This is a genomic window from Bradyrhizobium sp. 31Argb (genome assembly GCF_043638955.1).
Lineage (GTDB): Bacteria > Pseudomonadota > Alphaproteobacteria > Rhizobiales > Xanthobacteraceae > Bradyrhizobium.
This window is the reverse complement of the sequence record NZ_JBEGDB010000276.1, coordinates 1-10,680: the sequence shown is the minus strand read 5'-3', so window position 1 is coordinate 10,680 and position 10,680 is coordinate 1. Positions and strand designations below refer to the sequence as shown.

Genomic DNA, 10,680 nt, shown 5'->3' with positions numbered 1-10,680 from the left:
CCGCGCAGCGCATTCTGCGTCGGCACCGACACGCTCACGGTCTGAAAGCCCTTGTCGCGATAGGCCTTCTCGAGCGCCGCGCGCGCCTTCTCGACATCGTCGGCGCTCTTGCCCGGACCCAGGAACGGATAGATCGCCTCCTCGACGTCGATCTGCGGCAGCTTGTCGGCGCCCTGCACCGCGAAGTCGTCGATGTCAAAGCGTTGCGCCGGCGCCGCGCTCTGCGCCGCCGCCCCGGCCGGCGCGGGCGCAGTCGCACCGTCCGCATTCGCGGGCTGCGGCGCAGGGGATGCATTCGCCGGCTGCTGCGCCCTTTGCGGGGCGGCACCCGCCTCACCCCATGTCAGCGCGCAAAGACCGCCGGCGATCACCGACACGATAGGCCTCAGGCCGAGCAACACCGTTCGGGCGGACGCAGGTCCGCCACGCTTGTAACCGATCTCAGATTGCACGGGTGCTCGCTCGTCTCCTGGGCACACACATGACGACACGGCGGAATGCCGCGTTCATGGTGCCTCACTTCAACAGACGATCGACCCGGAGCGAGACTGAATCAAAGTCTTAAGAAATTTTTGCGTGTGCCTTACGATTCGCGGACGGCGCGTGCGCCCTGCGGACCACCAGCGAAGCGCGCGGCGCAAACCACGCAGCATCAGGCTTTTCCGACGTCGTCCCCGGTCGTGATGCTATTTCAGATTCAGCAACAGGCGCAGGCGCAGGGGCTGCAGCATTTCCGGTGGCGGTGCCTCCCCGACATTGCCCCGCGTGAGGATCTTCCGCAGATCAACTTCGGCCTGCGCATTGTTGAGCGGGGGGAAGCTCACCTTTTCGACCGTGCCGTCAGGATTGAGCCAGGCGCGCACCTCGAGCATCTGCGGCGGCCCGTCCTCTTTTCCGCGGTGTTCGCGAAGATAGGCCCGGAAACGATTGCCGACCTCGTCATCCGCTCCCATCCAGTCTTCAAAACGATACCTGACCAGCTTCGCGAATTGAGTCCAATGCGGCGGCGCCTTGCTCGCCTCGCGAAATTCCTGCGACCGCGCTGGCGCGGAAACCAGCGCCGGCGAAAACGTCGCCACGATGGCCGTCGCCGCAACCCAACCGGCTATCTTGGACGCGGACCGATGCCGCGAATGTCGGCGCGCCGGGAACGGATTCGATTGAGAACTCATCTGCCACATGCGTCTCGCCTCAATTCTGCAAACACGTGACCCGTGCCGAGATCGAAGCCGCCCGGCTGGATCGCGAGGTCGTGGCGACGATCTGGGACCGGTCATCTTCCGCGACACGAACCCCCTTGGAGGCGAGGAAACTCTTGGCGTCCCCTGCCCCCACCGCGACCACACGGCTCGATCCGGTCCTGCGGCTTATTATCCCTTGTACCAGGCCACGACTGTCCAGTACCGGCGCACCGCTGGCGCCGAAGGTGACATCCGTATCTATCTGCAGCACACCCGACTGGCTGCCTGGGCTTCCCGCGACGGTCGCGTTTGCAAACATACCGCGGTTGGTCGCCAGCTTATCGTAAGCAGAGGCAAACACCATATCGTTGGTGCTCACGCCGACCGAGCTCGGGAAAACCGCCGCCAGCCCCAGGGTCTTCGACACCTTGATCAGCGCGATATCCGCGCTGGGCGACAAGGCCACGAGCTGCGCCGCCAGGGCCCGGCCTTCCTTGAAGACGATAAGCCGCGAGCAATCTTCCGCCGCGTGACGGGCGGTCAACATATGGCCCTTGTCGTCGACAAAAAAGCCGGTGCCGGTCTTTTGGCGGTTAGGCACCGTAGGCTCCTGCGTGCGCGCCAGGGGCGAAACCTCAGACCGCTGCTGATGCGGCGCGAAATTCCCAACCGCCCAGCCGATGTCATGGGCCTCGGCGCGCCAAGCGGCCGTCGTCGTCAGCCCCAGCAGTCCGAAACCGACCGCAATGCCTTGGACGACGGTGGCCAACTTGCGACACCGGTGCACGCCATCCGCATGTCGCGGCTTGATCATTGAATCCTCATTGTCCTGCAGTTTGTCTGGCAGACCCGTCTTGTCGAACAATTTGTCGCGGGGGACATGGAGTCCATTCAAGACGCTAGCTCAGCAACACGATGCCTCCCGGCAGGGACCGCGCCGTGGCGCCGAACAGGCCGTGGGCCTGAGCGATGAAGTCGTCCAGGTGATCGAGATGGAATGTGCCCGAAATCATCCGGTGCCCAAGCTGCTCGTCCATAACGACAATCCTGCCCGGCCGGTAGCGATTGATCTCTTCGACCAGACGATTGACCGGCCAGTCGCGGACGATCAGAAGACCCTTTCGCCAGGCGTCCGCCTGCTCCAAATCCGCTTGCGAGGCGCGTCCGAGCCCCATCGCCGCCGAATAGGATATCTGCTGCTCGCCCGAAATGGCGACGCGTTGTCCTTTCCATTCGACTTCGACGGCGCCTTCAAGGCACGACACCGAGACGGCACGATCGAGACATCTCACATTGAAACTGGCACGACGCGTCGTGACGCGGCCTCCGGCGGCATCAATGACAAGCGGCGCGGGCGCGTCGCGCTCGGCCTGGACGGCAGCCTCGCCCGAAATCAGTTCGATGCGCGGAGCCCCCTGCTCGGACCGCACGGCGATGCTCGTCTGGGTGTTGAGCGTCAGCGAGACGTTGTCGGCCAAGGCGATGTTGCGTCGTTCGCCCTTGCCTGTCCGATAGTCCGCCGACAGTTCTTCGAACGACGGCCATAGCCCCATCGGCGGACGGACGACTACATATCCGGCGGCCACCGATGCGGCAGCAGCCATCGCGCCCCCGATCAGCGCCGGCGGCTGAGCCTGTCGCGCGCGAGAGGCGGCCTCCAGCGCTCGACATTCACAAGCTCTTGGCTGGCGAGCGCGCGCGTGGCCTCCCCGAAGCTGCGCCACAGCCTCACGGCATCGCGGAAGGCGGCCTCGTGTTCAGCGCTGCGCTGCCGCCAAAGTGCCAAAGCGGCAGCATCGTCCGACGTCGCCGAGCCCGAGTGCAGGCGAATAACCCACGCAAGCGCCTGCCGCAACAGCGGGTCCAGCTCGGAAGGAATATCGTCGCCTGCGGTCAAGGCCAATCGCTCTTTGTTGATTCTCCCGCCGAATGATTCCGGCGTACTCAAAAATACCGCGTCCTCATGCTCTATAGACGATTGACGCAAAGGAAGACTGAATCGAAAATCCGGGCTATCCGCACTTTCAAGCTCTTTATCGCTATAGAAAGTGCATCTTTCAAAATTTTTCTTGAAGATTCGCGGTCCGCGCAGCCATTCAACCGTGCGCGTTGGAAAAATGCCGCTAGACCATGATCCGGAAAAGCGGAAACCGGTTTTCCCTCGCGACAAACGCGAAGCGTTTGCGCGGAGATCATGCTCAAACAAAGACGACGAGATCATGATCCGATTCCGTCCAATCGGATTATGATCTAAACAGCCTGACAAGCACGTCCCTTGCCAAGATGCAAGCTACTCGCTGGCTTTCGCCTTTGGACGCGGCCCGAGGCGCCGGAGAACGGTGCGGCCGAGCCGGCGGCTGAGATGCTCCATGGCATGCTGCAGGTCGAAATCGACCGTGCGCACATTGATGCCAAACCGAGTAGCGATCTCGCGGTGGGGGAGATGGTCAAGATGGGCTGCGACAAACACGTCGCGCCGCCGGGCGGGCAATTCCGCGAGGGCCTTCTGAAACTCCGTCAGCTCGATGCGCGATTCTGTCACCATCGCCGGGTCCGGACGGTCGTCGGGGATGATGTCCATGATCGCCGCGATTTCCGAGGCGTTCAACAAGTGCCGATCGCTCTTGCGCCGATCCTTGGCAACGTTCAGCGCAGTGCGAAAGAGATAGTCGACGGGGCTGTGAATCGGCACCGCATCGGACACTCGATCGACCCGCAGAAACGCTTCGTGCAGCGCCTCGCGCGCGAAATCCGAGGAGCCAAGGCAGCGCGTCAGACGCTTGGCCAAGCCCTCGTAATCAGCTGCGACTGTCTCTCGCAGAGATTTACTATTCGAATCAGACACCTACCAGCCCCGCAACGCCACGCCCTGCGTTTCATTTCGCAGACCGTGGTCAGTCCCACGATTTTCCCTATCGACCGAGGATGACACTCGCGTGACGGACATCAGTCACTTGCAAGCTGTTCGGCGATTGCGGCAATCGAACCACAGGTGCGGGAATATCGAGATACCGCAGCCGCTTTGCCGCAATCGTTGGCAACGGCTGCACGCCCCGAGAATCGTTTGATGGCCGCAGCATCGACTAAGATGTCGCCGGAGCTTGAGGCAACCCTTTATATTGGTCGCCTACAGCGCGTGGATCGAGATCATGAAGCGGATCGGGAGCGGCATGTTGGGCGGCGCCTGCTGGCTCAACACCAGGCCGCGCAAGCTCTCGGCGATCGAGCTATCCCGATCAAGGTCGCCTGTCGAACCGTCGAGCTCGGCCCTGTCTACGATTCGCGAGGACGGCGTCACCCATAGTTTGACCGCGACCCGATATTCGCCCCGCCTGGTCCGACCGCCCTTCTTGAGCGCCTTCTGAATGTCCGATTGCAGGAGGCTGATATACTCCCCCAGATTGCGATCGGAAGCGTCGGTCGTACCGCGAACACGCAACGTTCCAAGCGTTATGTCCGCGGAGACCGGAGGATGGATGGGCGGCTCGTCGGGATTCGGCACGGACGCCGGCGCGAGCGTCACGGCGTTGGATCGGCTATAGCGAACCCTCAGGTCAGTATCGGCCAAGAGCGTCAGCAGCGCGGCCTGCGGCGTGAACTCGCCGTTGACCGGCAGCGAACGGAAGCCGGCCGCCGAGGTCGTTTCGAACATCACCTGGACGCCAGCCTGCTGGCTGTATGCCTGCAGGGCGTCGATCAGCGGCTGCGCCGGGATGTTAAACGTCATGAGGCCGATCGGCGGCTTCCGCTCGTTTCCAGATGCGACGGTAACCCCTACCAAAATGACAAGTAGCGCCGCAACCTTGGCCAAGGTCCAGGCGCCGAAGCGGGGCAAGCTCATCCTCTGCCAGACTTGCGCACGGGACGAAGCGATTTGGCCAATACGTACCATCACTGACAACCGAGCCGTCTCGTCGGCTACTTCCTCGCGAGGGCCTTCGATTTCGCGCAAGCAGATCCCGGAGGTCGCGCCAGTCCTCGGTCCTCACATGGTACCTTCCTATGTCAACCATATGACAGATTGCCTGACGGCGTCACCTGCCCGACCTTGGCACACCCGCCGATACCGCCGCAGCCGAACGAGCGCACGCCTCGAGACGATGACGCGGGAGGCAGCTCGGATAGGTTTCGCGAGCCGAGCCGAGGTCAGCGGCTAAGGTCACAGAGGATTTACCGTCAGTTTCGAACGCGTGCTTTTGAAAGCGCCGCCCACTTTCCCATTTGCACCTATAGGAGCTGCGAAGCGCTCCGACATATCGAACAGATCGAAAGTTGCCTTGCCAAGCAGGCGTTGGCGCCGAGATGCCGCGCACGTGCACACTATCGTGAGGATCGAAGTATGACGCAAATCGCGATGGCCTATAGCAGTTCCACAATCGAACCCGAAGCGGTGCCAGTGGTTGCGCCCCGCCGGCACGCCATTCACCAAATGCTGCTGCCGTTTTCGGTGGCCTATTTGATTGGCGCCTTCGTCACCGATCTCGCCTATTGGCGAACTGCGCTGGTGATGTGGGAGAGATTTTCGGTCTGGCTGATTGCGGCCGGTCTGGTGATCGCGGCGCTTGCGGCCATTGCTTCCGTGATCGATCTCCTGATCGACAGGCAGAGGCCGGCTTGGTTTCGCGCACTCACCTATGTTGTCGCGATCGTGCTCTCGATCGTGAATGTCCTCGTTCACAGCCGCGATGGCTATACAGCGGTGGTGCCGACCGGCCTCGCGCTCTCGGGGCTCGTCACGATCCTTCTGCTGTCCCTGGCGGTGGGAGGTTGGGGCTTGACCTATAGCGATCGCGCAGGAGCAGCCGAATGACCAGCTTGCTCAATCTTTCCCGTGCGGCGAACCTGCCGCGCTTTGCCGCCGTGGCTGTGGCCGCCGCCGCTGCCTTGAGTCTCGCCGGCTGTGACGACAGCGGCGGGAATCCTGCAAGGCAGATCGGCGCCCATCCGTACTTGCCGGAGGTGCAGCAATATCTGCTGCCGCCGATCAGGATTGCGCGGCCAGCTCCGTGGGGCAGCGAAACGCCGAAGGTGGCGGAAGGATTGCAGATCCGTGCATTGGCCACGGGGTTCGAACATCCGCGATCGCTTTATGTGCTGCCGAACGGCGACGTGCTGGTGGTCGAAAGCAATGGCCCGAAGGCCCCTGTCTTCCGGCCCAAGGATCTCGTCACCGGCTGGGTGCAATGGTTCGCCGGCGCCAAGGCGCAGGATGCAAATCGCATCACGCTGTTGCGCGACACCAATGGCGACGGCATTCCCGATGTGCGCACGGTGTTCCTCGACCACCTTAACTCGCCATTCGGCGTTGCACTGGTCGGCCACGATCTCTACGTCGCAAACACGGATGCGATCGTCCGATATCCCTATGAGGATGGACAAACCAGCATCACCGCCCCGGGCACCAAGCTGACTGATCTTCCCGGCGGGCCGATCGATCATCACTGGACCAAGACCTTGTTGGCGAGCCCTGACGGCACAAAGCTCTATGTCGGTGTCGGCTCGAACAGCAACATCACCGAGAATGGCATCCAGGCCGAGTATGAGAGAGCCGCGATCTGGGAGATCGACCGCGGGACCGGCGCCCATCGCATCTTCGCCAGCGGCGTGCGCAATCCCACCGGGCTGCAGTGGGAGCCCGAGACCGGCAAGCTCTGGGCCATTGCCAACGAACGTGATGAGATCGGCCCCGACCTCGTGCCGGACTATTTGACCTCGGTGCAGGATGGCGGCTTCTATGGCTGGCCTTACAGCTATTATGGCCAGCATCTCGATCCGCGCGTCGAACCACAACGCCCCGATCTCGTGGCCAAGGCGATCGTGCCGGACTATGCCCTGAGTTCGCATGTGGCACCGCTCGGCCTGGCCATGTACACAGGCAATAACCTTCCAGCGCAGTACCATGGAGGCGCATTCGTCGCCGAGCATGGAAGCTGGGACCGAACCCCGCTCAACGGCTACAAGGTGGTGTTCGTGCCGTTTAGCAGCGGCAAGCCATCCGGTCCTGCGCAGGATGTCGTCACTGGATTCCTCAATGCGGACGACCGTGCGCACGGCAGGCCGGTCGGCCTGGCGATCGATCGGGCGGGTGCACTGCTGATCGCCGACGATGTTGGAAACACGGTGTGGCGGGTGTCCGCCACGAGCCCAGCGGCCCAAACCAAGTCAGACACATAAGCCGCCTGAAGCGTTTTCGAGCGAAGTGGATACCGGTTCGCGTGAAGAAAACGCTTCAAAACAAGAATCTAGAGCTTCGGTTCTGATTGGATCAGAACCAAAGCTCTAGAGGAGCCCAAGGAGCGTGGCAGAGCCGGGCGTCGTTTGTATCGCGACGCTCGGCTCCGTCGTCGCCGGGATAGCGGGCGGCCCGCAGGCAATCGCAAGATCGAGATCGCACGTATTTTGCGAATTCGCACGCCCGCCTCACCTCCTCAACCCGACGCACACTTCACAAATAACTGCGGCGTGAGCCCGCTGTCTGCGAGCACAGCAAGCTCACCGATTTGTAAGCAGCGTCCTCTCAATCGGACGTGAACTGATTAAACCCCTGTTTAATGGCCCTGCCGACCACGCCTGCCTATCGTTAGCGAGCAGCTAACGCGAAACGTGAGCGTGATCGCCATGAACAGCTCAGTCCAAATTGTCAGCCCCGATCGCTTCGACCTCGGCACGACACAAACTCCAGGCTCCGAACGTCGTGCCGCGATCGATCCCGCGCTCGGTATCCCTTCGGCCATCTGGGGCGGGCTTTTCGAGGTCAAGCCGGGATCGTGTACCGGTATCCACCATCATGGGGAGCAGGAAACGATCGCATTCGTCCTTTCCGGCGCCTGCGAGATCCGCTGGGGTGCCAAAGGAGAATTCGTTGCCTACGCAAAGGCTGGCGATTTCATCCACGTTCCGGCCTTCCTGCCGCACATGGAAAGCAATCTCTCGAACGAGCAACCGTTCCGCTGGGTCGTCGTTCGCAGCACGCCGACGCCAATCATCGTCAATCTTCCCGACGCGGTCTGGCCGGACAGAGACGCCGTGCGCCCAACCGAGGTGATCTGAAATGTGCGTTTCAGCAAAAACCGTCGCTCTCGAAAGACCGATGCAGCGCCTGCCCCTAATGATTGTACTGCCTCGACATAGCTCAGGCCCCGACCAGCTCTCGACGCAAAGCGTCGGGCGCAAATAACTGATGGAATCTTTACAATGGAACAATACTGTCTATTGGACGCGGAACAGGAACAGCAATTTGCACGCCGTTGGCATGAACTCGGCGATCAGGCCGCGCTGCATGCGCTCGTCAAAAGCCACCTCAGGCTTGCGGCCAAGGTAGCGCGGCATTATCGCGGATATGGTCTCCCGCTTCCCGATATCATCGCCGAAGCCAATGTCGGCCTGGTCGTTGCCGCCCAACGATTCGAGCCGAACCGTGGCTCGCGTTTTTCGACTTACGCATTATGGTGGATCAAGGCGAGCATTCACGAATACATCCTGCGCTCCTGGTCGCTCGTCAAGATCGGAACGACCGCGGCTCAGAAGAAGCTGTTCTTCCGCCTCAGGAGCGAAATCAGGAAAGTCTCGAACAACCCGACCTCGCTCACGCCGGAAATTGCCAATACGGTCGCCCAGCACCTGGGCGTCACCGTTGCCGACGTGATCGAGATGGACGGCCGGCTGCGCGGCGACTTCTCCCTGAACAAGCCGATGGACGACGATGGACAAACGGCGGAATGGGAGACGATGCTGGTCGATGATTCCCCGGACGCCGAAGTGATACTGGCGGAACGGGATGAGACGACCCAGCAGACGAGCGCACTCTCGGCCGCGCTGAAGGTGCTGACACCGCGGGAGCGGCAGGTATTCGAAGCACGGCGTCTCACCGACAATCCGCCCACGCTCGCAGAGCTCGCCAACCGGCTCGACATTTCGCCCGAGCGCGTGCGGCAGATCGAGAACCACGCCTTTGAGAAAGTGAAGCGTGCAGCCGTCGGCTATCTGAGGACCGATCGATTGACCTCCGATGGCGCGACGAGCGTGCCGCCGCCCACTCAAGGCGACCGCCTGCAACGGAACGAGCAGGGTCATGAAGGGATGCGCGCGGAATACGAAATGCAGATCTAGAGCGTTTTCGAGCGAAGTGGATACCGGTTCACGTGAAGAAAACGCGCCAAAACAAGAATCTAGAGCTTCGGTTCTGATTCAATCAGAACCGAAAATGCTCTAGTGAGGTATTGAAGATCTCACCTCATCGTCTCTGAAGAAACGGAGGCTCTGACATGCTCGCAGTGATGAAGCGCTTCTCGATCGGTGCCGGTTTGATCCTGTCACTCAACGCGCCCTTTTTCGCTCCGGCATTTGCCGCCCCGGCTTCACAGGGCATCGCGACCGCCGGACCCGCTACGCCCCAATTTCGCCCCGGCGATCTTGTCCGCCTGCGCTCAGGTGGGTCATTGATGACGGTGGACACGGTCAAAGACGATCAGGTCGACTGCTTCTGGACCGTCCAGGTCCTCCGAAAGTTCTGACCGCAGACCTCTGACCATTGCGCTATTCCGCCGGACACGTCGCCCCCTGGGCCTGCGGCCGATCGAGGCGCAGGCTCCACAGCGCCAGGGCAAGACCGGCCGAGGTGATCGCCGCAGCAACCAGCGGCAGCGCGGTGAGACCGAATCCATGATCGATGGTGATGCCGCCCACCCAGGCGCCGAATGCATTGCCGAGATTGAAGGCGGCGATGTTGAGGCTCGAGGCGAGCGTCCGTCCGGCCTCGCCGGCGGTCTCGAGCACCCGGAACTGCAGCGGCGCTACGGTCGCGAACGCCGCGATGCCGAGCAGTCCGACCAGCACGATGGTCAGCACCTTCAGCGGAAGCACAGCGGTCATTGCGACCAAGACGACCGCGAGCGCTGCCAGCGTTCCGATCAGAGCGCGCGGCAGGCCTCGATCGGCCAGCCGTCCGCCGGCGACGTTGCCGATAGACAGCCCGAGCCCGAATACCAGGAGGATCGGCGATACGGCAGCATCGGAAAATCCGGTAACGCGTGTGAGGATCGGCTGGATATAGGTGAAGACCGTGAACACCCCGGCAAAGCCGAGCACCGTCATGGCGAGGCAAAGCTGGACCTGCGGACGAAGCAGCACCGCCAGTTCGTCGCGTATCGTCACCGCATTGCCGTCCTCGCCCACGTGGCTCGGCACGAACAGCGCCACGACGGCAAAGGCTGCGACGCCGATCACGGTAACCGCCCAGAACGCCGCGCGCCATCCGAGCGATAGCCCGATCCAGGCGCCGAACGGCACGCCAAGTATGGTTGCCACCGTGAGGCCGACGAACATCGTGGCGATCGCGGAAGCGCGCTTGTCCTCGGCGACGAGGCTTGTCGCGACCACCGAGCCGACGCCGAAGAACGTGCCGTGTGCCAGCGAGGTCAGCAGTAACCGGCATGAGGCCCCCACCTAGCCATCCTTCGGCTTGCGCGCGATACAGCCTGGCATGAGCGGATCGGTGGAG

Annotated in this window: 12 protein-coding genes and 1 pseudogene; 5 read left to right on the top strand and 8 right to left on the bottom strand. The window is 62.2% G+C overall.

Annotated features, from left to right (window positions below; translation table 11 throughout):
• From AAFX91_RS33910 to AAFX91_RS33880, 7 genes are all read right to left on the bottom strand, one after another.
• Window positions 1-452 (bottom strand): POTRA domain-containing protein (locus AAFX91_RS33910; RefSeq protein WP_394569464.1); only part of this gene is annotated, 452 nt, incomplete at its 3' end.
• 234 nt (window positions 453-686) lie between these two features.
• Window positions 687-1,079, bottom strand: a complete 393-nt coding sequence (locus tag AAFX91_RS33905; RefSeq protein WP_394569463.1) for a hypothetical protein — start codon at window positions 1,077-1,079, stop codon at window positions 687-689.
• 112 nt (window positions 1,080-1,191) lie between these two features.
• Window positions 1,192-2,046, bottom strand: coding sequence for a serine protease (locus AAFX91_RS33900; protein ID WP_394569462.1), 855 nt, complete (start codon window positions 2,044-2,046; stop codon window positions 1,192-1,194).
• 34 nt (window positions 2,047-2,080) lie between these two features.
• On the bottom strand, window positions 2,081-2,659 hold the full coding sequence (locus AAFX91_RS33895) for a FecR family protein (RefSeq protein ID WP_394569461.1): 579 nt from the start codon (window positions 2,657-2,659) through the stop codon (window positions 2,081-2,083).
• 137 nt (window positions 2,660-2,796) lie between these two features.
• A complete protein-coding gene (locus AAFX91_RS33890) occupies window positions 2,797-3,402 on the bottom strand; it encodes a FecR/PupR family sigma factor regulator (protein ID WP_394569460.1) in 606 nt (201 codons plus the stop codon).
• 69 nt (window positions 3,403-3,471) lie between these two features.
• The gene (locus AAFX91_RS33885) at window positions 3,472-4,026 is read right to left on the bottom strand and encodes an RNA polymerase sigma factor (protein WP_130582537.1); all 555 of its coding nucleotides are present in this window, start codon (window positions 4,024-4,026) and stop codon (window positions 3,472-3,474) included.
• A gap of 282 nt (window positions 4,027-4,308) precedes the next feature.
• Window positions 4,309-4,908, bottom strand: coding sequence for a hypothetical protein (locus tag AAFX91_RS33880; RefSeq protein ID WP_394569459.1), 600 nt, complete (start codon window positions 4,906-4,908; stop codon window positions 4,309-4,311).
• A 612-nt stretch (window positions 4,909-5,520) separates the two neighbouring features.
• Between AAFX91_RS33880 and AAFX91_RS33875 the strand changes: the two genes are divergently transcribed.
• From AAFX91_RS33875 to AAFX91_RS33855, 5 genes are all read left to right on the top strand, one after another.
• Window positions 5,521-5,991: a DUF2231 domain-containing protein gene (locus AAFX91_RS33875; RefSeq protein ID WP_394569458.1), complete on the top strand. Its 471-nt coding sequence runs from the start codon at window positions 5,521-5,523 to the stop codon at window positions 5,989-5,991.
• Entirely contained in the window at window positions 5,988-7,355 is a 1,368-nt protein-coding gene (locus tag AAFX91_RS33870) for a sorbosone dehydrogenase family protein (RefSeq protein ID WP_130582535.1), read from the top strand. The genes AAFX91_RS33875 and AAFX91_RS33870 overlap by 4 nt, the downstream gene beginning before the upstream one ends.
• Window positions 7,356-7,799: 444 nt before the next feature.
• On the top strand, window positions 7,800-8,231 hold the full coding sequence (locus AAFX91_RS33865) for a cupin domain-containing protein (protein ID WP_394569466.1): 432 nt from the start codon (window positions 7,800-7,802) through the stop codon (window positions 8,229-8,231).
• Window positions 8,232-8,354: 123 nt separating this feature from the next.
• The gene (locus AAFX91_RS33860) at window positions 8,355-9,290 is read left to right on the top strand and encodes an RNA polymerase factor sigma-32 (protein ID WP_394569465.1); all 936 of its coding nucleotides are present in this window, start codon (window positions 8,355-8,357) and stop codon (window positions 9,288-9,290) included.
• 155 nt (window positions 9,291-9,445) lie between these two features.
• Entirely contained in the window at window positions 9,446-9,694 is a 249-nt protein-coding gene (locus tag AAFX91_RS33855; RefSeq protein WP_394569457.1) for a hypothetical protein, read from the top strand.
• 22 nt (window positions 9,695-9,716) lie between these two features.
• Here AAFX91_RS33855 and AAFX91_RS33850 read toward each other — a convergent pair.
• Window positions 9,717-10,604: pseudogene (locus AAFX91_RS33850) on the bottom strand (MFS transporter); the annotation flags it as partial.
• Window positions 10,605-10,680 lie beyond the last annotated feature (76 nt).